General features: G+C 64.6%; 21 protein-coding genes. 8 read left to right on the forward strand and 13 right to left on the reverse strand.

Going from position 1 to position 22,792, the window contains the following annotated elements; genetic code table 11:
• Window positions 1–394: 394 nt before the first annotated feature.
• Entirely contained in the window at window positions 395–604 is a 210-nt protein-coding gene (locus tag D6B98_RS06480; RefSeq protein ID WP_126256108.1) for a hypothetical protein, read from the reverse strand.
• Window positions 601–1,455: a helix-turn-helix domain-containing protein gene (locus D6B98_RS06485; protein ID WP_126256109.1), complete on the reverse strand. Its 855-nt coding sequence runs from the start codon at window positions 1,453–1,455 to the stop codon at window positions 601–603. The genes D6B98_RS06480 and D6B98_RS06485 overlap by 4 nt, the downstream gene beginning before the upstream one ends.
• 454 nt (window positions 1,456–1,909) lie before the next feature.
• Here D6B98_RS06485 and D6B98_RS06490 point away from each other — a divergent pair, with 454 nt between their 5' ends.
• The 4 genes from D6B98_RS06490 to D6B98_RS06510 all read left to right on the forward strand — a co-directional run bounded on the left by D6B98_RS06490 (window position 1,910) and on the right by D6B98_RS06510 (window position 6,509).
• Window positions 1,910–3,820 (forward strand): PAS domain-containing sensor histidine kinase, encoded by a 1,911-nt coding sequence (locus tag D6B98_RS06490; protein WP_126256110.1) that lies wholly within the window; start codon window positions 1,910–1,912, stop codon window positions 3,818–3,820.
• A complete protein-coding gene (locus D6B98_RS06495) occupies window positions 3,817–4,488 on the forward strand; it encodes a response regulator transcription factor (RefSeq protein ID WP_126256111.1) in 672 nt (223 codons plus the stop codon). Before D6B98_RS06490 ends, D6B98_RS06495 begins: the two co-directional genes overlap by 4 nt.
• A 102-nt stretch (window positions 4,489–4,590) precedes the next feature.
• The gene (locus D6B98_RS06500) at window positions 4,591–4,968 is read left to right on the forward strand and encodes a response regulator transcription factor (RefSeq protein ID WP_126256112.1); all 378 of its coding nucleotides are present in this window, start codon (window positions 4,591–4,593) and stop codon (window positions 4,966–4,968) included.
• 659 nt (window positions 4,969–5,627) lie between these two features.
• The gene (locus tag D6B98_RS06510; RefSeq protein ID WP_245481269.1) at window positions 5,628–6,509 is read left to right on the forward strand and encodes a helix-turn-helix domain-containing protein; all 882 of its coding nucleotides are present in this window, start codon (window positions 5,628–5,630) and stop codon (window positions 6,507–6,509) included.
• A gap of 219 nt (window positions 6,510–6,728) precedes the next feature.
• Here D6B98_RS06510 and D6B98_RS06515 read toward each other — a convergent pair whose 3' ends face one another.
• From D6B98_RS06515 to D6B98_RS06560, 10 genes are all read right to left on the reverse strand, one after another.
• A complete protein-coding gene (locus D6B98_RS06515; protein WP_126256114.1) occupies window positions 6,729–7,667 on the reverse strand; it encodes an acyltransferase domain-containing protein in 939 nt (312 codons plus the stop codon).
• Between the two features lie 9 nt (window positions 7,668–7,676).
• Window positions 7,677–8,627, reverse strand: a complete 951-nt coding sequence (locus tag D6B98_RS06520; RefSeq protein WP_126256115.1) for an AEC family transporter — start codon at window positions 8,625–8,627, stop codon at window positions 7,677–7,679.
• Entirely contained in the window at window positions 8,624–9,505 is an 882-nt protein-coding gene (mdcB, locus tag D6B98_RS06525) for a triphosphoribosyl-dephospho-CoA synthase MdcB (RefSeq protein WP_126256116.1), read from the reverse strand. Before mdcB ends, D6B98_RS06520 begins: the two co-directional genes overlap by 4 nt.
• Window positions 9,502–10,182, reverse strand: coding sequence for a malonate decarboxylase holo-[acyl-carrier-protein] synthase (gene mdcG / locus D6B98_RS06530; protein WP_126256117.1), 681 nt, complete (start codon window positions 10,180–10,182; stop codon window positions 9,502–9,504). Before mdcG ends, mdcB begins: the two co-directional genes overlap by 4 nt.
• Window positions 10,157–10,879, reverse strand: coding sequence for a biotin-independent malonate decarboxylase subunit gamma (gene mdcE, locus D6B98_RS06535; protein WP_126256118.1), 723 nt, complete (start codon window positions 10,877–10,879; stop codon window positions 10,157–10,159). Before mdcE ends, mdcG begins: the two co-directional genes overlap by 26 nt.
• On the reverse strand, window positions 10,866–11,804 hold the full coding sequence (locus tag D6B98_RS06540; RefSeq protein ID WP_126256119.1) for a biotin-independent malonate decarboxylase subunit beta: 939 nt from the start codon (window positions 11,802–11,804) through the stop codon (window positions 10,866–10,868). The genes mdcE and D6B98_RS06540 overlap by 14 nt, the downstream gene beginning before the upstream one ends.
• On the reverse strand, window positions 11,801–12,118 hold the full coding sequence (gene mdcC, locus D6B98_RS06545) for a malonate decarboxylase acyl carrier protein (RefSeq protein ID WP_126256120.1): 318 nt from the start codon (window positions 12,116–12,118) through the stop codon (window positions 11,801–11,803). The genes D6B98_RS06540 and mdcC overlap by 4 nt, the downstream gene beginning before the upstream one ends.
• Before the next feature lie 9 nt (window positions 12,119–12,127).
• Window positions 12,128–13,774 carry a malonate decarboxylase subunit alpha gene (mdcA, locus tag D6B98_RS06550; RefSeq protein ID WP_126256121.1) on the reverse strand — a complete coding sequence of 549 codons (1,647 nt, stop codon included), beginning with the start codon at window positions 13,772–13,774 and terminating at the stop codon, window positions 12,128–12,130.
• Window positions 13,771–14,640 (reverse strand): MBL fold metallo-hydrolase, encoded by an 870-nt coding sequence (locus D6B98_RS06555; protein WP_126256122.1) that lies wholly within the window; start codon window positions 14,638–14,640, stop codon window positions 13,771–13,773. Before D6B98_RS06555 ends, mdcA begins: the two co-directional genes overlap by 4 nt.
• A gap of 98 nt (window positions 14,641–14,738) precedes the next feature.
• On the reverse strand, window positions 14,739–15,524 hold the full coding sequence (locus D6B98_RS06560; protein WP_126256123.1) for an alpha/beta hydrolase: 786 nt from the start codon (window positions 15,522–15,524) through the stop codon (window positions 14,739–14,741).
• Window positions 15,525–15,837: 313 nt separating this feature from the next.
• On the opposite strand from D6B98_RS06560, the gene D6B98_RS06570 reads away from it, so the two are divergent.
• Window positions 15,838–16,179: a hypothetical protein gene (locus tag D6B98_RS06570; RefSeq protein ID WP_126256124.1), complete on the forward strand. Its 342-nt coding sequence runs from the start codon at window positions 15,838–15,840 to the stop codon at window positions 16,177–16,179.
• 9 nt (window positions 16,180–16,188) lie between these two features.
• Here D6B98_RS06570 and D6B98_RS40775 read toward each other — a convergent pair whose 3' ends face one another.
• Window positions 16,189–16,836 (reverse strand): hypothetical protein, encoded by a 648-nt coding sequence (locus D6B98_RS40775; protein WP_245481271.1) that lies wholly within the window; start codon window positions 16,834–16,836, stop codon window positions 16,189–16,191.
• A 27-nt stretch (window positions 16,837–16,863) separates the two neighbouring features.
• Between D6B98_RS40775 and D6B98_RS06580 the strand changes: the two genes are divergently transcribed.
• From D6B98_RS06580 to D6B98_RS06590, 3 genes are all read left to right on the forward strand, one after another.
• Window positions 16,864–18,036, forward strand: coding sequence for an efflux RND transporter periplasmic adaptor subunit (locus tag D6B98_RS06580; protein WP_126256125.1), 1,173 nt, complete (start codon window positions 16,864–16,866; stop codon window positions 18,034–18,036).
• The gene (locus tag D6B98_RS06585; RefSeq protein ID WP_126256126.1) at window positions 18,033–21,170 is read left to right on the forward strand and encodes an efflux RND transporter permease subunit; all 3,138 of its coding nucleotides are present in this window, start codon (window positions 18,033–18,035) and stop codon (window positions 21,168–21,170) included. Before D6B98_RS06580 ends, D6B98_RS06585 begins: the two co-directional genes overlap by 4 nt.
• Window positions 21,171–21,291: 121 nt before the next feature.
• Window positions 21,292–22,776 (forward strand): sensor histidine kinase, encoded by a 1,485-nt coding sequence (locus D6B98_RS06590; protein ID WP_126256127.1) that lies wholly within the window; start codon window positions 21,292–21,294, stop codon window positions 22,774–22,776.
• Window positions 22,777–22,792 lie beyond the last annotated feature (16 nt).

Consider the following 22,792-nt stretch of genomic DNA (forward strand, 5'->3'; position numbering starts at 1 on the left):
GGTGTTCGTGCCCACCATGACGCCCTCCCTTTTTGTTGCCCACAGATGCCAGGTAGCGCACAAGCGCCATGGTATCTTGCGAATTCTCCGCAAATTAGCTCATGGACTGCCGTGCGATGAGCGATAAATGATCATGCAGTTAGATCACTTTTAGTGATGAAAGGAAGGAAGGTATCGAAGGCTGGCGCAACCGCGCGACCTCAGTTGCCACCGGATTTTCAGCCAGCAGCAGATAAGAGCTGCACAAGACGATCTCTTGTCTGCAAACCCTCCGCGGTTTTTCCCAGCACCAGAGGTGAGTACAGCGCGCGCCAGGCAGCGCCGCTCTGGCTGCGTAAGCAGCAGCCTTGCAGTTGCGGAGATATGTCCGATCGACCGATTCGTTGATGCGCGCCTAGCGCGCGAGGCATGCGACGGTGGCCCTAAAGAAATCCAGGCTGAAACGACCGTAGAAGACGCTTGAATCCGGTTCCGAAGCAGCAAGACGATAGGAGTTGCCGAGAGCGCGAACAAGCTCGATCGCCTCCATGAGTTCATGATGCGTCAGCGTCAAATGAACGCTCGCGAGCGGGAGCAGCAGGGCCTGAATGCCAACATCGCTCATGACGCCCCCACTCCTGCGCGCGGCAGCGGCATGAATTGCGCGAGATAGGCGCTCCGCCATTGATACGGCGTGTCGCCGACAAAGCGCTTGAACACCGTGGTGAAATGCGCCTGGGTCTGGAAGCCTACGGTCAAGGCGATATCGACCAGGGCGATCTCGGCCTGCTTGAGCAGCTCCTGGGCGCGCTCGATGCGACGCCTCAGCAGATATTCGTGGGGCCGAACGCCAGTGGCCGCGCGGAACTGCGCAGCGAAATGCATCCTGCTCAGCCCGGCGACGGCGGCCATCTCCTGCAGCGTTATTTTGGCACTCAGATTCTTGTCGACGAACTGCAGAACGCGCTTGAGACGCCAATTCTGCAGCGACCGCACGGCCCGACCCGCATCCTCCTCGCGAACGCCGTCAGCGGCGTCAAGTTCGGCCGCTGCGCGAAGCGTCTGCCGGCTGAACGTCCGGGTGAGGATCGCGAGCCGCAGCGCATCGGCCATGATGGCGGAATGGGCATCGTGCGTGGCTTCGGTCGCCGCGAGCGCATCCGACAGGCGCCGCATGACCGGGTCGGTGAATTCTCCTGCTGTAAACGCCCGCTCGCTCTCGGCAGGCGATCCCGCAAGGAGTTTTGCGGAGACCCTGAATCCCGGTCCACGAGCGGCAGATCGCTCGACGTTTGCCGCAGGCGTCTCGACCGCCAGGGCGACGTCCAGATGGACGAAGGACAACATCGTTCCGTCCTCGCCGAAGCGGTCAGGAAGTTTCGACAGCCCGAGCCGATCGCGATCGATCGCCGAGATATCGATCGCGCGAACGTCATGATCCTTGATCGGCTGTGAGCGTGACATCTGCAGCGACATCGTCGAATCTCCTTGTCCCGTTTTCGATCCGGCCAGGCCTGACTGGCTTGTCCGAATGTCATGGGGGCAGAGTAATTCGGCGATCCGCGCGATCCATTCTACGCGCGGGTGCGTCGTTAAGTTCTCGGGTTGACCGCGTCATACCTAGGTATGATCGCAGCATGTTCGTCCGGTGAGCGCACCGGCGCGGCACCTTGCTGGCATCGCGGATGCGCACAGGACCCCGGCGTGATGCGCCTGCGGTAAGTTGACGCGCTTTTTGGGCGGCATTCGCCGGGGGAATCACGCGAGCGGGCTGGTTTTTCCGGGGAATGCCGCCTGCCGGCAACTTCGCCGGGTTGCGTGGCGCGCAGGTCTTCCACGAGAGCACGAAAATCACGCGGCGGGATGTTGTGGACGCGGTCAAATCGCGGCATCAACGCCGCTGGTATGAGAAGAACGACAGCCAGCGACGATGACGACTCATGATCGGACCACGGGTTCATCCATGAGCCACGCCGGCTTGCGGTTCTGGTCCGCCGTCCTCGCCGTCGCGGTTTTCCTGGTTGACGTGCTGACGCCGCTCGAAGGCGCGGTCGCGGTTCTCTATGTCGTCGCCATCCTGCTCGCGGCCAAGACCAACCGGCGCGACGATACGATCGTTGCCGCGGCCGGCTGTGTGGTCCTGACGATTGTCGCCTATCTGCTGTCCCACGATCTGGAGAGCATCGCCTCGCCCGCCGTTCGCGCACTGGTGAGCCTTGCGGCGATCGGGATCACAACCTTGCTGGCGCTACAGAATCACGCGGCAACGAAGCGCCTCGGGGCGCAGGCACGCCTGCTCAACCTTTCGCATGACATGATCTTCGTCAGGGATCGCGGCGGCGTGGTCACCTTCTGGAACAAGACCGCCGAGCAGGCCTATGGCTGGTCGTCGGACGAGGCGCTCGGTCAGCTCGCCGACAAGCTTCTGCGAACTACCTATCCCGACCGGCGCGAAATCATCGAAGCGGGCCTGCTCGACACCGGCCGGTGGGAAGGCCGCGTGCAGCAGCGAACGAAAGACGGTGCGGTGCTCACCGTCGATGCCCGATGGGCCTTGCAGCACGACCGTCTCGGCAAGCCCGTCGGGGTTCTCGAAACGCATACCGACGTCACCGATCGTGTCGCCGCACACAGCGCGCTGGTCCAGAGCGAGCAGCGATACCGCCGGATGTTCGACGCCAGCCGGATCGGCGTGGTCCAAGAAGACTGGAGCGATCTCCGGGCCGCGCTGCAATCGCTGGACACCGCAGGAGCCGGCTTGCGCGACTATCTGGCACAACATCCCGATTTCGTCCGGGAGGCCCGGCGGCTCGCCAGAATCACCGACGTCAATCCGGCCCTGCAAAAGATGGCAGGATCAAACGGCGCCTCCGCCTTCATCGAGAATGTGGACCGGCTTCTCGGCGAGGACGACCGCAGTTTCCTCGGAGCCTTGGTCGCGTTCGCGGAAGCGGAGCCGTTCTACGAAGGCGAGACCGAGCTTGTCAGGCTTGACGGAGGCAAGGTTCCCGTGCTGTTCACGATCACTTTTCCGTCCGGGCCCGACGGCGATCGCAACGTGCTCGCCTTCGTCGTCGACATCACCGAGCGCAAGCAGGCGCAGGATGCCTTGCTCGCGGCGCAAGCGGAGCTCGCCCATGCCGCGCGCGTCGCTACCCTCGGCGAGCTCACCGCCTCCATTGCCCACGAGGTTAATCAGCCGCTGGCGGCGATCGTCACCAGTGGCGAGGCCGGCCTGCGCTGGCTGCGGCGCGAGGTGCCTGATCTTCACGAGGTAGGGGCCACGATCGTCCAAATCGTCGCGGAAGGCCGCCGTGCCAGCGAGATCGTGGCGCGCATCCGGACCTTCCTGAAGAAGGCCCCTGCCGAGCAGGACAGTCTCGATATCGCCGAGATCATCGAGGAAGCGGCCCTTCTGGTCGCGCGGGAGCTCGCCAATGACGACGTCGTCCTCACCTTCGAGGTCGAGCATGGCCTGAAGCCCATCTGCGGCGACCGGATCCAGCTTCAGCAGGTGCTCGTCAATCTGCTGGTCAATGCCGGCCAGGCCATGTCGGGCCAGCCGGGTTCCCGCACCGTCAAGCTGCGCGCCAATGCAGTCGACGGGGAGCATCTCGCCATCACCGTGCGGGACAGCGGCCCCGGCATCAGGCCTGAAGACATGCCGCGGCTGTTCAATCCGTTCTTCACGACGAAACCAGGGGGAATGGGCATGGGACTTGCGATCTGCCGAACGACGGTGGAAGCTCACGGCGGCCTGTTGTCGGTCGAGAGTACGCCCGGCGCGGGCGCGACCTTCCGTCTGACACTGCCATACAGCCAAGAACACATCCGACCATGACACGACCAGATCAAGCGCGACCGCCGGCCCAACCCTTCAACTCAGTCGTCATCATCGTCGATGACGATGCGGGGATCCGCGCCTCGCTCGACAGCCTGTTCCGATCCGTCGGCCTCGAGACGCGCCTGTTTGCATCGCCCGCCGAACTGCTCGGCGGCGCGCTGCCGGACGGCCCCGGCTGCATCGTGCTGGACGTCCGTCTTCCCGGTGTGAGCGGGCTCGACCTGCAAAGCCAGCTCGTCCGGCAGGGTATCAGATATCCGATCATCTTCATGACCGGCCACGGCGACATCCCGATGTCGGTGCGTGCCATGAAGGCCGGCGCGGTCGATTTCCTCGCCAAGCCGTTTCGCGACCAGGACATGCTCGATGCGGTGACCGCGGCGCTCGAGCGCGATGCGCAGCACCGTGCCGAAGCCGCCACCAAGGAGGATATCCGCGCCCAATACGAGACCCTGACGGCGCGCGAGCGCGAGGTGATGGGCCATGTCACTGCCGGCCTGATGAACAAGCAGGTCGCCGCCCTGATCGGTCTCAGCGAGATCACGGTCAAGATCCACCGCGGGAACGTCATGCGCAAGATGGAGGTCCGGTCGCTGGCCGATCTCGTCCGCAAGGCCGAGGCGCTCGGGGTTTCCCAGACCCGCAGGACGACGGACCACACCTGAGTATAATTCCGGCCGGGCTGCCCCGGGTGCATATACGGCTTCATCGGCCGCGCAAAGGGAGATACCCTCCTTGCGGAACACCGCGGTCAGGATTGTGCGCTAATGGCCAAAACCCCGGTGATTGCGATCGTGGATGATGACGAAGGCGTTCGCGCGTCGCTTGCGAGCCTCGTGCGCTCGATCGGCTACGAGGCCCGTGCCTACGAATCCGGCATGGACTTCCTGCTGCAGGCGCCGGGGGACGATCCGGCGTGCATGATCGCCGACGTCCAGATGCCTGTCATCACCGGCGATGAGTTGCAGGCCCGGCTGATTGCCGCGGGCCGCCATTTCCCGATCATCTTCATGACGGCGTTTCCGAGTGAAAATGTGCGCCAGCGCGTAATGGCCGCAGGCGCGCATTGCTATCTCGGCAAGCCCTCCAGCGGCGACGAGATCATCCGCCGCCTTGAAGAGGCGCTGGCAGGCCACGCGCCGTAGTGCGCAAGACGGCCCTCGTCCCAACCGGACGTGCATTCCGGCAAGCAGGTTAGTGGACCGGAAATACCGGCAGGCCCGGCAAACTTCATATTCGACGCCGATTTCGCGAGATCGGCCGCCCGTCGCCGATCTGTTCGGCGCAGGACGTCCGCCGCGTATTGGCGCGAACGCGCGGTTCCGCCGGCAGACAAGATCGCACCCGGACTGACACCCGGCATCGACGCCTCGCCACCCCTGCCCTGAGTTGGACGAGGCAGCCCCGACCGGATGAGAAGGTGTCGCATGCACCTCTCGTCCGGTGTGCCGCGCCCTAACGTCACACCCCACTGCACATGTGTTTGATCCCTTTGGTTCAATTGCACTTTTTGCGACATGCGGTCGCACCTCCCGCATTTGCAAAATCTAATACCGCTTAAGCATCCTTAACGAGCCCAGCGACGAGATCGCACCTATCGTTCGAGCATGGACCATTTGCATTCGGCCGCCGTCACGACGGCAGCAGAATCCAAGAGACGGGACGAACAATGCTCACCGATATGCAAGCGGCCGGCGCCCGGTTGACGTATCAACCCGGCCGGCGCGACCCAGATTCCCCGCGGGAGACCCGCGCATTTCCCCTCGAACGAAAGTGGCGCCAACCCGACCAACGTGCGGGCACCTTGCCCGAGGACGTCACGATCTCGCGCTGGTCCTGCACGCAAACAGGCATAAGGCACGAAGAAGCGACCACGCCTCCCGACCGATACTTCTTCGCCATCGCCTTGAAGACGACCCGCGCCAAACTGACCAGAGGCCGTCACACCATTTTCGACGGCGTCATGCCGGCAGGCACGCTGTATATCGGCGCACCGTCGCAGCAGCTCAGTGCGCAGTTCCACGCGCCGTGCGACTTCCTGCACTTCCACGTCTCCGCCAGCCGCTATTTTCCGCCTTTACGGCCTGGAACAGGACGTGCTTCGGCCGAAGGCCTCAACGACCTCGTCCTGCTCCGAGACCCCTTCGCCGAGCAGCTTGCGAAGGCACTGACCGAACGCAGCCATTCGGCCGACCGGGAATTCGCGCGCTGCATCGGCCAGGCGCTGGCAATGCACCTTGCCCGACGCGCGCTTCCTCAAGCGAAGGTCAATGCCTTGCCGAAATGGCGGCTGCGGCGCGTCCAGGAATATGTCGGGACGCACTTCGATCACTGCATCAGCCTGTCGGAGCTTGCCAAGATCGCGGGACTGTCCCGGATGCACTTCGCGGCCCAGTTTCGCGCCGCGACGGGATATCGGCCGCGCGAGTATCTGCTGCATCAGCGCATCGAGCGCGCGAAATCGCTGCTGTTGAATTCCGAGACGGCCCTCGCCGAGGTGGCGCTGACCGTCGGCTTCTGCACCCAGGCGCATTTCTCGACCGTCTTCAAGCGGATCACAGGTGACACGCCCGCGCGCTGGCGCTGCGCCAGTCGGAACGCATCGGCTGCGTCCAGGCTCTCAGGCGGCGATCCAGCTTCGACATGCAAGGTCATGTCCTGCGTGCTGCCCGCAGGCTTCTCGTGAATCATGCAAAATGAAAAACAGCCGGGGTTCGTGAAATACATTGGTTGCGGGATCGGCGATGCTGTGCGTGTTAGGTGACTGAGACCCCCAAGTCACCGCTCGAGCCTCCCTCCTCCCTGGGCATTCGAGCATCTAGGGGCCGTCCTCCCCCAAAGGACGGCCCGCTTTTTTGACAGCGCGGCACGATCGGCGGCACCGTCTCTTCAGAACCTGGCGGCGCTAGCCGCTCAGGTGACGCGCAGCCCAGGCGCGGACGCCCTGAAGACTCCTGAAATCATCCAGCGAGCGAGCCGACAGTCCGCTCCCGATTTCCGCGGCCATGCCGCTGAGCGCATGTCCCGGCCCGAGCTCGAGAAACCCCGTCGCGCCCGCTTCGACACAGGCTTGCAGGCAATCTGCCCATTGCACGGTTTGCGAAATCTGCGCGGCAAGTTTGTCGAAGCCGGTTTCGAGCGAGACGACCGGAGCGGCATCGATTCCGCTCAGAATGCGCGCTCCGCTCCTCGGCGGGAACATCACCGATGCCTGGCGCAAGGTCTTACGAAAGACGGCAGACGCAACGGCGAGCCGTTTGGTGTGGGAGGCGACTTCAACCGGCAACGCGACGATCCTTGCGGCGTGCATCGTCCGCGCGTCTTCGGCAATCCTGCTCAGCGCCTCACGGCCGCCGCCTATGACAAAGGCATCGCCGGGATTGACGATGGCGATCGCTGCGCCGTGACGCTCGCAAAGGTGACCGATCTCCTCTCGCGAAAGACCGCGAACAAAGATCAGCCCGTCGCCGGCGCGCGTGGCCGCATCCATGACCTCCGCGCGGCGCGCCACGAGATCGAGCGTGGCGGTCGCATCGAACAAACCGCCGACACCCCAGGCCGCGACCTCGCCGACGCTATAGCCGGCAATGATGACGCCATGTGGGACGACATCTGCGAGCGCGCTCGCCGCGGCGAGCGGCTGCAAGGTGCAGAGAATCTGGCCGGCACGGTTGCGATGCAGGGCCTCATCGGCTTCGCCGCGCACGAAATCGCGCGGATCCCTGCCGCCGAGCAAGGCCGCCGCGTGCGCAAACAGCTGCGCGGCTTCCGGCGCATCGCCCGTGAGAGCGAACATGTTCCGATGCTGCCTGCCTTGCCCCGAGCAAAGGATGGCGAGTGTCATGGGCGCAGCCTAGCGGGGAAAGAGCACTGCGATGGCAATCGCCAGGGTCACGACGCTAAATGCCGTGCTCGCAATAACCATGGACCCTGCCCTTGCGGAATCCAGCCGGTAGTTGACCGCGAACAGGATTCCGAAAAAGCCGGAGGGTACGGCGGCAAGCAGAATGGCCGTCTTCGCGGCATCCTGCGCGACCGGAATGACGCGAATGACCGCAACAGCCAGCAGCGGCCGGACGATGTCCGAGGCCACCGTTGCAGCTGTGATTTTCCAATCCAGCCGAAACGACTGCGCCGACAGAATGGCTCCAGTGAGGAACAGGGCGACGCCCGCGGCCGAACTTCCGATCAGCGCGAGGCTCGCATGCGCGAGCGCGTCGAGGCTCACATCCGACAACGAGAACAGAATGCCAAGCGCGGGCGCGAGCACCACCGGCTTGGTGATCGCGCGCCGGATTGCCGTCAGGACCTGCCGCGCCGTCATTTGTTCGCCGCGAGCCTTGGCGGCGCCCATTTCCGCCATGATCAGCGTCAGCGGGCTGATGAGGATCGAGCCCGCCGCCAATGCAACGGCAACCGGGACAGTGCCGGCCGGCCCCACGACTGACGTCATGATCGGAAGGCCCACGCCGGCGAGATTCGGAAAGCCGATGGTCAACGCCTGTAACGACGCCTCCGACCGGGAGACCTTGGAGAACCCACGTGCGGCAAAATACCAGGCGAGATAGAGCAGCAGCATCGTCACGCCGAGCACCAGGAAGAGCGGGATCTGCTCAATCATCTCGCGGCGCGACGCCGAGGCGGTCGCGGCGAACAGCGAGGCCGGCAACGCAAAATCCATCACAAGTGCGTTGAGGGCGTCGACGTGAAGATTGTCGACGATATGAAATTTTCCGGCGGCATATCCCAGCAATAGAACGAAGAAGACCGGCCCCAGCGCCATCAGGATCGCGTTGGACATCATGGAATCGGCCTTTCGTGGGCGTCGACGAAGAGCGTCATTGCAAGCAGGTCGGCCGATCCACCCGGGCTGAGACGGCGGGCGACGAAGCTGTCGTGGATCGACTGCGCCCGCGCACGCCAGCCGGGCGCGTCGACGCCGCCTGATGCGATGAAGCTCCGCGCCGCATCATGCGCAAAGCGGAGGCCGACGGGCCCGCCACGATGCAGGAGATTGGTGTCTTCGACGGATGCGATCAGGGCAAAGCACGCCTCGACCCGGGCGGCTTCCGCATCCTCCGGCACGACAGGCGTCGCTCTCCGCAAGGCCGGCAAGCCGATCCCGTAGACGCTGGGAAATCCGCTCGCAGCCTCGATACGCGCACCGCCCGCGCCAAAGCGGCGGCGAGCCAAGCTGCCATGGCTGTGCAGCAGCACCGGACCATCGAGGATGCTGTCGCCCCAGAGGCGCGCCACGACATCGCCAAGCGGAAGCCCGGAATCAACCAACCCGCCGGCTTTGGCGCCGGCCGCCGCGCACAGCAGGCCGAGCCCGAAGATCGCGCCACGATGGGTGTTGACCCCCGACGTCGCCGCGAGCATGGCGCGTTCCGCCTCCAGGCCGATGATCCGCAGCCGCCCCATACCGCAGCCAAGCGCGCCCGCATCGGCCAGGCGTTGCAGATAGGGCCTGATGGCCGCAGCGCTGCGACGAAACGTGCCCGCGTCCATGTCGTCGTGACTGCCATTGTCGACATGACTGACGAGCCCCGGCTTCGGCCAGGTTTCGAGCTCCTTGATGAGGCAGTCGGCGGCGACGGCGCCGATGGCAGAGACATTGGGCGCGATCTGCGCCTGGCGCAGCACCGGCCGTTCCACGCCTCTTGCGGCCGTCGTGATCATGATGCCATCGCTCCCGAAATGAATTGATGCCTGCCGAGCAAGACCACGCGCTCGATGCTCTTAACCAGCAGTTCGCTCGCGCCGCCATGGAGTTCGCGCCAGTTGATCGCAGTGCCATCAGCGCCCATCAACTCGCCGTCAATCCGCATCGGTGCGCCGGCCTCGATCGCGGCCACGTCGGCGGCGAGACGATCAAGATCGGTCTCGCGGCGAAACTCGAGCAGGACATCGAGATCGGAACTGGCGGTCACGTAGTCGAGCCCGGTCAACGACTGCCAGGCGAGGCTGCCGAACACGCGAGCGTCCACCGAATGGCGAAGCGCCAGTTCGTCGAGCCGGTCGAGCGTGGGCCACCAGCTCCGCGGCGCGTAGGGACGCGTCTGGCGCAGCAACGGCGGCCTCGCGACGGAGGCGACGTGGTCGATGTCAATTAGAAGAGAGAGCCGCGTCTTGCCGGCCGAGGGCGGCAATGGCAGCCCTAATGCGAGGCCGGTTGTCTCGGATGGCAACGCGCGCCGCCTGATCGTCGGCCATCTCATTTTGGGCCAGTGCGTGAGAAGGGAATTCGTCGCAAGATCGTCGCGTGCATCCAGCGTCGCGCGCCATCCTTCAGGGCTGACGAAGACGAGGTCGTGACGACCGGGTGGACGTTCACCGTGCTTGCAGGGCCAGGTCACGAACACGCTCCGCTATCTCGGCGGCCTTCAGCCGGCCACCACGTTCCTTGCCGAGCGCATCCCGCCGATCCTGCGCGGCCGGCATGCCGGCCAGCAACGCCTCCAACTGGTCGGCGAGCGAGGTGGCATTGCTCCATGTCATGTGGACGGCACCCATTTGTGCGAGATTGGACAGGCCCGGCGCGAACACCGGCGTCGACTTCGCCTTCTCCTCAAGCGCGTCCATCGACAGCTTGGTGACCTTCGCCATCGACGGCAGGTCCATCACCGCGGGATCGGCGCCGGGCAGTCCGACCAGCACGCGCGTTGCAAGGCCAGTCGCAAGCAGCGCGCCCGCAGCCGAGTGACCGTAGAGAAGACCGATGGTCGGGCGGCCGTTCATGTCCGCGTGGATCAGCACCTTCGCCAGATGCGCGAGGAATTCATTCAGCCCGAGCAATTCGTCACGCTTGCTCATGCGCTGGCTGTCGCTGTCGACGAGCACCAGGATCGGCCCGGAGCCCCGGCCGATCGACTCCAGAACATGGCCGGACAATTTGATCGCCTCGTCGACGCCCAGCGCAGTCCGGTCTGCAACACCAAGGACGAGCATCCGGCTGCCGGATCGCAGCGTCGCCGAGCCGTGAATAACGCCCTTGTCGTTCCTCACGTCATGACCGTCGGGAAAGAGCGAGGCGATGATATCATCGAGCGTCACGACTGGTCCTCCCGATCCGGTTGGCAAGGGTAATGAACTCATCGGCCGGAAGCTCCGGAACGGCTTGAGCGTCCGCTATGCCTTCCGCCGTCCAGATCTCGACGGCATCTCCACAAGCGCCGAAGCTGCGCAGCCGGCCGGCAAGCCGCTCCTGTTCGGCCTTCAGCCTGTCGAAACCGAAAGGTCCGACCAAGCCGATCAGCTTCAGCGCGGCCTCGCGAAAATCCTGCACATTGTCGTCAGCGAAGACATCGGCGGCGCCGAGCAGGCGGCGGTGCTTGCCGCCCATCGTCCGCCAGACCAGGGCACGATCGCGCGAGTCGAACTCCTCGACGCCGCGGTTGGTCTCGATGACTTCGGGACCCGACACCGCGATGCGCCCCGGCTCCGAGACGGCGAGCGCGGAGCAACAGCCCGCGATCAAGCCGCCGCCGCCATAGCATCCGGACCTGCCACCGATCAGACCGATGACCTTCACACCGGCGCTGCGCGCTTCCATCACGGCGCGCATGATCTCGGCGATGGCAAGCTCGCCGGCATTGGCTTCCTGCAACCTGACTCCGCCGGTATCGAACAGGATCAGGACGGGGATCGAGCCGATCTGGCGCGCGGCGCGGAGCAGCCCCGTCAGCTTGGCGCCGTGCACCTCGCCGAAGGCGCCACCCATGAAGCGCCCCTCCTGCGCGGCGACGAACACGGGCGAGCCGTCGAGGCGGCCGTGACCGACGACGATGCCGTCGTCGAACTGCTCGGGAAGATCGAAGATCTTCAGATGCGGGCTGACCTCGCGCTGTTCCGGCCCGATGAACTCGACGAAGCTGCCGGCGTCGAGCAGCAACTCCAGCCGCGTGCGGGCCGACGCCTCGTAGAAGCTGGTGCTGCGGGCCCGTTCGGCCGGGGTGAGATCCTTGAGCGGCGCGGTCATTGGCCGTTCTCCGCGATCAATCGCACCGCCTGCGCCAGCCGAAGCGAGACCGTATCAGGACGCGCGCCGCCGTCATTGATCGAGAACTTCAGCCCGCCAGGTGAATAGCGCTCGACGAAATCGCCGATCACGGCACTCCAGACCTCACCGAAGCCGACCGCCGCGGTCTTGATCTCGATGGCACATTCCGCGTCCGGCAGCACACGCTCCACCAGCACCTCCAGATTGCCCGAGGCGACGACGCCGACAATCGCACTTCGCCTGGCGCCACTCGCGCGGGCGCGGACCGGATGTCGAAAGCTGAGATCTTCCATGGCGCGTCCTCACCAGTTCCTGAATTTCGACGGGGGTGCGTACAGGCCGCCCGACCAGCGCACGAGATCCTTGATCGAGCGCGCCGCCAGCAGGCTGCGATCGGCATCGAGCGGATTGATGCCGAGATCTTCCGGCCGCCGGATCACGCCCCGCTCGCGCAGGCGCGAGACCATGCCGTGGTCCCGCCGACGGCCGACGTCGGTGTAGCCGGAAACGCCGCGGATGGCCTGCTCGCGCTCTTGCGCGGTGCGGCACAGCAACAGGTTTGCGACGCCCTCTTCGGTGACGATGTGCGTGACGTCGTCGCCATAGATCATGACCGGCGCGAGATCGAGCTTCAGCTTCTCGGCGAGCTCGATCGCATCGAGCTTCTCGACGAACAGCGGCACATTCTTGTCGCCGAACGTCTCGCCAATCTGCACGACCAGCTTGCGACCGCGGCGCATCAGTGCCGGGCCGTCCGGATCGGCCTCCGCTCCAGCCCTCAGCCAGGGCTCGCTCGGATGACGCCGTCCACGGGCATCCGCTCCCATGTTCGGGGCGCCGCCGAAGCCTGCAATGCGCGAGGCGGTGACGGTCGACGAATTCCCTTGCAGATCAATCTGCAACGTGGAGCCGATGAACATGTCGCAGGCATAGAGCCCGGCGGTCTGACAGAAGGCGCGGTTGGAGCGCAATGAGCCGTCGGGACCGGTGAAGTACACGTCGGATCTGGCGCGGATATAGTCATCCATGCCGACCTCCGACCCGAACGAGTGGATCTGCCGCACCCAGCCGGATTCGATCGCGGGAATGAGAGCGGGATGGGGATTTAGCGCGAAGTGGGTCGCGATCTTGCCCTTCAGCCCCAGCCTCTCGCCGAATGTCGGCAGCAGGAGCTCGATCGCGGCCGTGCTGAAGCCGATGCCGTGATTGAGCCGTTGCACGCCATAGGGCGCATAGATGCCCTTGATGGCGAGCATCGCGGTCAGGATCTGGCCTTCCGTGATCGCGGCCGGATCGCGCGTGAACAACGGCTCGACGAAGAACGGCTTGTCGGCCTTGACGATGAAGTGGACACGGTCCGCCGGGATGTCGACCCGCGGAACCTGCTCGACGATCTCGTTGACCTGGGCGATCACGATACCGTCCTTGAACGCCGTTGCCTCGACCACGGTCGGGGTGTCCTCGGTGTTTGGGCCGGTATAGAGATTTCCCTCCCGGTCGGCGCTGACGGCGGCGATCAGCGCGACGTGCGGCGTAAGGTCGATGAAGTAGCGGGCGAACAGTTCGAGATAGGTATGGACCGCGCCCAGCTCGATCTTGCTGCCGAACAGCATGCGCGCGATGCGCGCCGCTTGCGGTCCGGAATAGGCATAGTCGAGCCGCTTCGCGAGCCCGCGGTCGAACAGGTCCAGATGTTCGGGAAGAACGACACCCGACTGCACCATGTGCAGATCGTTGACCTTGGACAGATCAACCGCCAGCAGCGCGCGGCTCAAGAGATCCGCCTGCTTCTGGTTGTCGCCCTCCAGGCAAACCCGGTCGCCCGGCCGGATCACGGCCTCCAGCAGGCGCGTCGCATCCTGCGCCTCAACGACTTTGCCGCGGGCAAGTCCGGCCCCGGCCGCAATGCGGGCGTCGCGCGCGGTGCGGTTGTTCTGCCAGCTCGTCATGACCTCTGCCCCTTTGCGGCGTTGGCCCCGCTCCAGAGCGATCCCGGATTCGCACGATCGGGATGGAGCGCGAGCATCGCCTCGTAGAGCTCGCGCGGTGATGTCGTCGCCTTATCGAGGCGGTTGAAATCGAACAGGTATCGGCGGGTTTCCGCGATGTTGCGCGGGTCGTCGTCATTATCCGGCTTCTTGTGCCCGGCCACCACGAAGCGCGGTTTCAACGCCTCGAGCCGGTCGAGCGCGGCAATCCATTCCAGCCGGCTCTGCGTATCGGTTTCGGCGAGATAGGGATGAATGCCATTGTAGACGGTGTCGCCGGCGACGATCAGGTCGAGCGACGGGACATGAAGGGCGGTGGAGCGCGCCGTATCGGTTCGTCCCATGTCGATGACGACGAGCTCGTGTCCCTCGAGCGTGAATGCGCCGCCCGCCAGCGGCTCCGCCGCGACCAGTTCGTCGGCTATCTCCCCTGGAAAGCGCTTGCGCCAGAAACCGTCGAGCGACTCCGGCGCGAGCTGCGCCTTCATCTCGTTGACGACCTCGGGAACGGCAACGGCTTTTGCCTGCGGAAAGCGGTCAAGCAGCGGTGCCAGACCGAAGAAATGATCCCCGTGGCCGTGCGTGACATAGATCGTGGTCAGATCTCGACCACACGACGCGACCCAGTCCAGTAACGTTTTCGACTGCCCGGCGGTAAGGAACGTGTCGACGAGGACTGCATCCCGCTCCCCGTAGATCAGCGTCGACGAATTCGCGACCCACATCAGCTCCGGATTGCCGGACGGCAAGTCGCGGCTCAGTCCGGCCCGCTTCACTGTCGTCGCCTTCCAGTTCAGGGCAGTGCCGGTCGTCTCGATCGCGTTCATCGGAATTCTCCTGATTGGACAGTCGGACCGGCGGGAGTATTGTCACTCCCGCCGGCCTACCTTCCGCCGATCGTGCGTCAGGACCGGCAGAAGCGTTGTCAACGTGTGACCGGCTGCTGGATGCTGCGCGCGGCGCGGGTGATGACCGCCGCCACTTCCTTCGGACGCGACTCGTAGACCGAGTGGCTGGCGCCCGGGATCACGGTGGTCTTGCTCTTGGCGCGCTCGTAGTACCAGCGCTCCAGATCCGGATTGATGATCTGGTCGTTGCCGGCGACGATGCCCCAGCTCGGCTTGGTCTTCCACGCCGCCGCCGTCAGCGGCGTGCTGAACACCTGGGTCGCGGCCGGGACCTGCGAGCGCGCGACGAACTCTGCCCGCTCGCGCGGCAGATCCGGCGCAAACAGTTTCGGGAATTGCTCGGGATCGAGATAGGTGAACTTGTCGGGCGTGACCTTGATGACGCCTTCGGTCTTTCCAAGCACGCTCGGCGTCTTCTTGCCGAGCGCAGATTCGTCCTCGCCGACGTCGGGCGCGTGCGCGGCGACGTAGACCAGGCCGACGACGTTGGGGTGAACGCCGGCCTCGGTGATGATCGAGCCACCGTAGCTGTGACCGACGAGAAGCGTCGGGCCATCCTGGAGATCGAGGATGCGCTTCGTCGCCGTGACGTCGTCGGCGAACGAGGTCTCGGGCTCCTGCACCATGGTGACGCGGAAGCCTTCCTTGGTCAGGATCTCGTAGACCGGCTTCCAGCCGGACCCATCCACCCAGGCGCCGTGCACCAGGACGATGTTCTTCAGGGGCTCGGCGCGCGCCGGTGCGACGGTCGAGAATAGAGAGAGAGCGGCGACGAAGGCGAGGCCTGCGTTGAGGTGTTTCATGTCAGGATCACTCCAGGTTGGGATGACGAGACACTAGTTTCGATAACTGGCTTACGTATTTCGGCAAACAACTGTCCTTGCCACTTCGCACGCCGGGACGCGCGACGATCGTTGTTCGCGCGCCCTCCGGACACGGCCGGGTTGAGAGATGCATTCAAGCAGAAGGCCCACGTCATGCCCACTGACATTCGTGACAGGAATCTCGCGCGAGCGTGAACGGCCGACGTTCGTAGGCGAAAGACGATCGATACGCGCTCTGTCATTCACGACAACGTTCATGACGTCTCTCGAACTCCAAGCATAGGATCGAACAATGACATCCATCGCAAAGTGCAGCGCCGCTCTGTTCGCCCTGCTATGCGCAACCATGCCGGCTCATGCAGGAGCCTGCGCGGATGACATCGCGCAAACCCAGGCACAACTCGATCTGGCCATAGAAAAGAATGCGGGCTCTCACGGCTGGCAGCCGGAGAGCCTCGGCGCGTTGCGCAGCCATCAACCGACGCCGCGCTCGCTCGCCGAAACCGAAGGCGGCAACGGCATCGACTTCACCGACGCGCTCGATTCGCTCGATCGCGCGCGCACCGCCGATCGCACCGGCGACATCGCCGCGTGCAGCCGGGAGGTCGCACACGCGCGGGCCATCCTGAGGTAGCGAAGGACTTCAAGGCCGATGGCGAGGCGTCGCCGTGCGGCCGGGCAGCAGGACGTGCGTTCTGGAAATACCCGCGCTCACACACCTTTCTATTGTTCGATCGCCGTCAGGGGAGTTTTGTTCCATGCGAAAACAGCATCCATCAAACGACGCCGGCGGACGGAAATCCCGATCGCGCCGATTCTCCTCGATGCATTCCGGTACCTTGCTTGCGAGCGGCCTCCTTTGGCTGGTCTCGACTGCGTCCATCGCGCAAACAACGATGCCAGGAATGCAGCCGCCTGCCGGCATGCTCACGACGTCTCCCCTCAACCCGCAATCCACGCGGCCTGTCGGCATTCCGTTGGGATCGACCGAAATCGCAACGCCGGGCATCTCTCCGCTTAATCCCGCGCAAAGCACGACCGCCTGCGCCGGGTCCGGCAATGCCTCATCCTCCGGAGCATTGTTCGACGGCGGCGGGCTGTCCGGCACCTCATCGACCAATTGCGCCGGCAGCACTTCAGCGGTCTCGTCCCTGCCCTCGACATCGACAGTCGGCCGGGTCGGAATTCCGCTGGGCTCCACCGAGATCGGCGGCGCCGGAATCAGTCCGTCCGTGCCGGTACCCGGCCCCACGTCCATGGGCGGCACGACTTCGATCGACGGCTCCGGCAATCCCTGAGATCAAGAAGGAACATCGCCGTGAAACGGAACATCACCATTGCGCTTGTTACTCTTGCCGCGATCCTGGCTGGCGCAGGCCTCTGGTTCTTCGGCACCGACCGGAAGCCGGCAGTGGCGGCCGCGCCCGTGCCCGCCGCCGTGCCGGTGGTCGCCGCCAGCGTCACCGGCAAGGACGTTCCTATCTATCTGCGCGGCATCGGCACGGTGATTGCCTTCAACACCGACGTCGTGCGCAGCCAGATCCAGGGGCAGATCGTCAAGATCGCCTTCACCGAGGGACAGACCGTCAAGGCCGGCGACCTGCTCGCCCAGATCGATCCGCGTCCCTACGAGGCGCAGATCGAGCAGCTGACGGCCAACCGCGACAGGGACCAGGCACAGCTCGTCAATGCCGAGGCCAATCTCTCCCGCTACAATCAGCTTGGCGACAAGGGCTACGCGACCCCGCAACTGATCGAGACGCAGACGGCGCAGGTGGCGCAGCTCAAAGCCGCCGTGAAGGCCGACCAGGCGCTGATCGATCAGGCCAATGTCCAGCTCAGCTACACGCGCCTGACCTCGGCCATTCCCGGCATCACGGGCGTTCGCCAGATCGATGTCGGCAACGTGATCCATCCGACCGACCCGAACGGTCTCGTCGTCGTCACCCAGATCGAGCCGATCTCGATGCTGTTCACCCTGCCGCAGACGGATCTGCCCGTGATCCAGCAGCATGCCGCAAAGGGCGAGCTGAAGGTCATCGCCTACAGCCAGGACAACAAGACGAAGCTCGACGAAGGCACGCTGCTGCTGGTCAACAACGAGATCGCAGGGACGACCGGCACCGTCCAGCTCAAGGCGGTGTTCCCGAATCGTGAGCACCGGCTGTGGCCGGGCCAGCTTGTGAACGCGCGCCTGCTGCTCGAAATTCGGAAAGACGCGCTCACCGTCGCGGGCTCGGCCGTGCAGCAGGGACCGAACGGCAGCTATGTCTATGTCGTGACCGATGACCAGACAGCGACCTTGCGCCCTGTTCACGTTGCACAGATCAGTAATGGTCAGGCCCTGATCGACCAGGGGCTGAAATCAGGTGACGTGGTCGTGGTCGACGGCCAGTATCGGCTGACGGAAGGCAGTCGCGTCCGGGAACTGCATGGCAAAGCTGCGCAGGAAGCCGACCTGCAGAGCGCCGTGCAGGACGCAATCCCATGAACATTTCCGCGCCCTTCATCCTGCGGCCGATCGCAACCGCTCTGCTGATGGCGGGCTTATTGCTGTGCGGCCTTGCGGCCTATCCGCTGCTGCCGGTCGGCGCGCTGCCGAACGTCAACTACCCGACCATCCAGATCTCCGCGCAACTGCCCGGCGCGGACCCGGGAACGATCGCCTCGTCGCTCGCCACGCCGCTCGAACAGCAGCTCAGCCAGATCCCCGGCATCACCCAGCTCACCTCGTCCAGTGCACTCGGCGTGGCCCAGCTCACGGTGCAATTCGAGCTGTCGCGCACGGTGGACAGCGCCGCGGTGGACGTGCTGGCCGCGATCAACGCCGCGAGCCCCTTCCTGCCGCCGAACATCCCCTACCCGCCGACGATCCGGAAGGTGAATCCGGCGGAGACGCCGATCATGCTGATCGCGCTGACGTCGGACTCGCTGCCGCTGACCACGGTCGACGCCTATGCGGAAAACATCCTGCTGCCGAAGATCTCGCAGGTGCCGGGCGTGGGCCTCGTCGGCATCGGCGGCCAGCAGAAACCCGCGATCCGTGTTCGCGTCAATCCGCAGGCGCTTGCCGCCCGCGGCATCGGCCTCGAAGACGTCCGCAACGTCATCGCCGGCGCCAATGTCGACCTGCCCAAGGGCACGCTCAACAGCCCGCGCGTTACCTACACGCTGAACACCAATGACCAGCTGCTGAAACCCTCTGCTTACGAAGACCTCATCATCGCGTATCGCAATGGCTCGCCGGTGCGGATACGCGACATCGGCGCGGCGATCGAGGGGCCCGAGAACGACCTCCTGGCCGGCTGGTACGGCAAGGATCCCGCCATCATCCTTGCAGTGCAGCGCGTTCCCGGCGCCAACGTGATCGAGACCGTCGACCGCATCAAGAAGCTGCTGCCGCAGCTGCAAGCCTCCGTTCCACCGGCGATCAAGGTGACGATCGCCGCCGACCGGACCGCCACCATCCGCGCCGCGGTCTCCGACGTCCAATTCACGCTGATGCTGACGGTCGCATTGGTGGTGATGGTCATATTCCTGTTCCTGCGGAATTTCTGGGCCACGGTCATTCCGGCCATCACTGTTCCCCTGGCGCTGGTCGGGACGTTCGCGGTGCTCTATGTGCTCGGCTACAGCCTCGACAACCTCTCGCTGATGGCTCTGTCGATCGCCGTCGGCTTCGTGGTCGACGATGCGGTCGTGGTCATCGAGAATATCGTGCGCCATCTCGAACAGGGCATGACGCCGATGGAGGCCGCGCTCAAGGGCTCCGCCGAGATCGGCTTCACGATCGTCTCCATCACCCTGTCGCTGATCGCGGTGTTCATCCCGCTGTTCCTGATGGGCGGCTACGTCGGCAAGCTGTTCCAGGAATTCGCCGTCACCATCACCGCCGCGCTGCTGCTGTCGCTGGTCATCTCGCTCACCCTGACGCCCATGATGTGCGCGCGCCTCCTGAAGGACGATTCGCGCAGGAAGCACGGCCGGATCTATCTCCTGTTCGAACGCGGCTTCGATGCCCTGCTTGCGCTCTACGCGCGGGGCTTGCGCGTGGTGCTGCGGCATCGCTTCGCGACGTTGCTCGTCATGCTCTCGACCATCGCGCTGACCGGCTATCTGTACGTGATCATTCCGAAAGGTTTCTTCCCGCAGCAGGACACCGGCCAGATCGTCGGCATCACCGAAGCCGCGCAGGACATCTCCTTCCCCGCGATGTCCGAGCGCCAGCAGGCGATCGTCGACATCCTCTCGAAGGATCCGGCGGTGCAGTCGGTGGCGAGTTATATCGGCCCGGGCGGCCCGACCGCGACGCTCAACCAGGGACGCATCTTCATCGTCCTGAAGCCGAAGCCCGAGCGCAAGGCCAGCGCCGATCAGGTGATCGAGCGGCTGGGGCCCCGGCTCGCCCACATCCAGGGCATCAGGCTCTACATGCAGGCCGCGCAGGACATCACCATCGGCGCACGGCTGTCGAAGACGCAGTATCAGTACACGCTGACGGATGCCGATTCCAACGAGCTCACCAACTGGTCGGCGACCTTCCTGGCAAAACTCCGCGCGCTCGACCTCATCACCGACGTCGCGAGCGACCAGGCCAATGCCGGCCCGAGGCTGGAGGTCACCGTCAATCGCGAGGTCGCATCGAGCTTCGGCATCCTGCCCACGACGATCGACAATGCCCTCGACGACGCGTTCGGCCAGCGCATCGTCTCCACGATGTTCACCTCGCTGAACCAGTACCACGTCGTGATGGAAGTCGATCCACGCTTCCAGTACGGGCCCGAAGCGCTCAAGGACATCTACCTGAACTCGGCCAGCGGCCAGCAGGTCCCCCTCAGCACGCTGGTCCATGCCGTCATCAAGCCTGCGCCCATCCTGATCAACCACCAGAGCCTGTTTCCCTCGGTGACGATCTCGTTCAACCTGAAGCCCGGCGTCGCATTGGGCGATGCGGTGACGGCGATCCAGAACATTGAGAAGAGCACCGGCAAGCCCGCCTCGCTGTCGACCTCTTTCCAGGGCAATGCGCAGGCGTTCCAGTCCTCCCTGTCGGGCACGCCGCTATTGATCGGCGCGGCGCTGATCGTGATCTACATCATCCTCGGCGTGCTCTATGAGAGCCTGATCCACCCGATCACGATCCTGTCGACGCTGCCGTCGGCCGGCATTGGCGCACTGCTGCTGCTGCTGGCTGTCCACATGGATCTCAGCGTCATCGCCATCATCGGCATCATCCTGCTGATCGGCATCGTCAAGAAGAACGGCATCATGCTGGTCGATTTCGCCCTCGAGGTGGAGCGCCAGCAGGGGCTCAGCCCGGAAGAGGCGATCTACCAGGCCTGCACGCTGCGCTTCCGTCCGATACTGATGACGACCATGGCCGCACTGCTTGGCGGTGTGCCGCTGATGATCGGCACGGGCACCGGCGCGGAGCTGCGCCAGCCGCTCGGCTACACGATCGTCGGCGGGCTGATGCTGTCGCAGATCCTGACGCTCTACACCACGCCCGTCGTCTATCTCTATCTCGACCGGCTCGGCAACTGGTTCACCGGACGCAAGCCGCAGGCCGCCAAGACATCCACCCCATCCACGACCGAGACGGAATTGAGCCATGAATCCGCTTGAGAAAGTGACGACCGTCGGCCATGTGATGCCGGGCATAACCCGATCGCGGTTTCGTGCGTTTTGACAAAGGACCGGCCCAAACACAGAAGACGACTCCTCGTCGGCGAGCTAGACCTCTCGCATGCTCGAACGCCTGGATGGCTCCACTCCCATAAAGCCCCAGCGGTGGTGGCGCCGTGTGCTCGCCGGTCGGCCCGTTCGGGACGGCGCTCCGCTGTGGGCCTGGGGCAGTGTTGCGCTCAGCTTGTTCTCGTTTGCTTCTTCCCTGCTCGGCTACGGTTGCACCGCGATCGCATTCGCCGACTCCATTGCCGCTTCGCTCGTGGTGATCAGCCTGACCATCGCCGCGCAGAGGAAGACCAATGCCGAGCTGGAGCGGAGCGAGCAGCGCTACCGCCAGCTGTTCAGCCGCATGCCGATCGCACTCCGGCAGCTCGACGCCAGCGGGCTGGTCGTGCTGTTCCGCAAATTGCGCGCCGAAGGCGTGAAGGACCTCGGCGCCTATTTCGACAACCATCCCGAATTCCTCCGCACCTGCATGGATGCGCTCACGTTTCAGGAGGCCAACGAGCGGGCCGTCCAGATGTTCGGGGGAGGCGTCGACGGCTTCGTCGGACGTTCCATGGCGGATACCTGGAGGGAACGGCCCGATACGTTCCGCCGCGCGATGGAGTCCCGCTATCGCGGCGAGACGAACTTCGAGGAAGAGACCAAGATGGTCACGTGGGACGGTCGAATCGTCGACGTTCTCTTCACGACCGCGCGCGTCGGCCCTATCAATGATCTCGAAATAAGCCTGGTCGGCACGATCGACATCTCACAGCGTCTTCGCGCCCAGCAGAAGCTCCAGCAGGTACAGGCCGAGTTCGCGCATGCCGCGCGGGTCTCGATGCTCGGCGAGCTCACCGCATCGATCGCCCACGAAGTCAATCAGCCCCTCGCAGCCATCGCCACCAATGGCGCCGCCGGGCTGCGATGGCTGAATAGGCCCACTCCCGATATCGTCGAGATCCGCAAGACCATCGAGAACATCGTCGTAGACGCGCAGCGGGCGGCGAACATCGTGGCGCGCATTCGCGGGATGGCTTCCCGGAGACCTCCGGAGCAGGCATCCCTGTCATTCGACGAAATCATTCGCGAAGCGCTTGTCTTCCTCCGCCATGAACTCGAATCCCGCGCGGTGACGATCCTGCACCGGCCCGATCCGAGCGCGCCGCAGGTGCTCGGTGACCGCACCCAGCTCCAGCAGGTGATCGTCAATCTGGCCATCAACGCGGTGCAGGCGATGACGCAAGCAGGATATGATGATCGCAGGATCGTCATCAGCACGGTCACGCAGGACGCGACCACATTATGCTGCTCCGTGGAGGACAACGGTCCCGGCATCGCCACCGAACATGTCGACCGACTGTTTGAAAGCTTCTTCACGACCAAGGACAGCGGAATGGGCATGGGACTGCCGATCTGCCGGTCGATCGTCGAAGCGCATGGCGGCCGGATCGGCGCCGAAGGCCATGGGGCGAATGGCGGCGCTCGCTTCTGGTTCACGCTGCCGATCGCCGCCCCGGCGGATTTGCCGCGCTGCGACCTCCACGCCGATACGTGACCGCGACCTTTCCAGC

This window comes from Bradyrhizobium sp. LVM 105 (genome assembly GCF_003957705.1).
GTDB classification, from domain to species: Bacteria; Pseudomonadota; Alphaproteobacteria; order Rhizobiales; family Xanthobacteraceae; genus Bradyrhizobium; species Bradyrhizobium frederickii.

Bases quoted from the DNA above. Each gene is read 5' to 3' on its own strand.
- D6B98_RS06590 (WP_126256127.1), top strand. From the start codon at position 21,292: ATGCTCGAACGCCTGGATGGCTCCACTCCCATAAAGCCCCAGCGGTGG.
- D6B98_RS06495 (WP_126256111.1), top strand. From the start codon at position 3,817: ATGACACGACCAGATCAAGCGCGACCGCCGGCCCAACCCTTCAACTCA.
- D6B98_RS06485 (WP_126256109.1), bottom strand. From the start codon at position 1,455: ATGTCGCTGCAGATGTCACGCTCACAGCCGATCAAGGATCATGACGTT.
- D6B98_RS06490 (WP_126256110.1), top strand. From the start codon at position 1,910: ATGACGACTCATGATCGGACCACGGGTTCATCCATGAGCCACGCCGGC.
- D6B98_RS06500 (WP_126256112.1), top strand. From the start codon at position 4,591: ATGGCCAAAACCCCGGTGATTGCGATCGTGGATGATGACGAAGGCGTT.
- D6B98_RS06520 (WP_126256115.1), bottom strand. From the start codon at position 8,627: ATGATGTCCAACGCGATCCTGATGGCGCTGGGGCCGGTCTTCTTCGTT.
- D6B98_RS06585 (WP_126256126.1), top strand. From the start codon at position 18,033: ATGAACATTTCCGCGCCCTTCATCCTGCGGCCGATCGCAACCGCTCTG.
- mdcA (WP_126256121.1), bottom strand. From the start codon at position 13,774: ATGACGAGCTGGCAGAACAACCGCACCGCGCGCGACGCCCGCATTGCG.
- D6B98_RS06570 (WP_126256124.1), top strand. From the start codon at position 15,838: ATGACATCCATCGCAAAGTGCAGCGCCGCTCTGTTCGCCCTGCTATGC.
- D6B98_RS06480 (WP_126256108.1), bottom strand. From the start codon at position 604: ATGAGCGATGTTGGCATTCAGGCCCTGCTGCTCCCGCTCGCGAGCGTT.
- D6B98_RS06560 (WP_126256123.1), bottom strand. From the start codon at position 15,524: ATGAAACACCTCAACGCAGGCCTCGCCTTCGTCGCCGCTCTCTCTCTA.
- D6B98_RS06515 (WP_126256114.1), bottom strand. From the start codon at position 7,667: ATGACACTCGCCATCCTTTGCTCGGGGCAAGGCAGGCAGCATCGGAAC.
- D6B98_RS06555 (WP_126256122.1), bottom strand. From the start codon at position 14,640: ATGAACGCGATCGAGACGACCGGCACTGCCCTGAACTGGAAGGCGACG.
- mdcC (WP_126256120.1), bottom strand. From the start codon at position 12,118: ATGGAAGATCTCAGCTTTCGACATCCGGTCCGCGCCCGCGCGAGTGGC.
- mdcB (WP_126256116.1), bottom strand. From the start codon at position 9,505: ATGATCACGACGGCCGCAAGAGGCGTGGAACGGCCGGTGCTGCGCCAG.
- D6B98_RS06540 (WP_126256119.1), bottom strand. From the start codon at position 11,804: ATGACCGCGCCGCTCAAGGATCTCACCCCGGCCGAACGGGCCCGCAGC.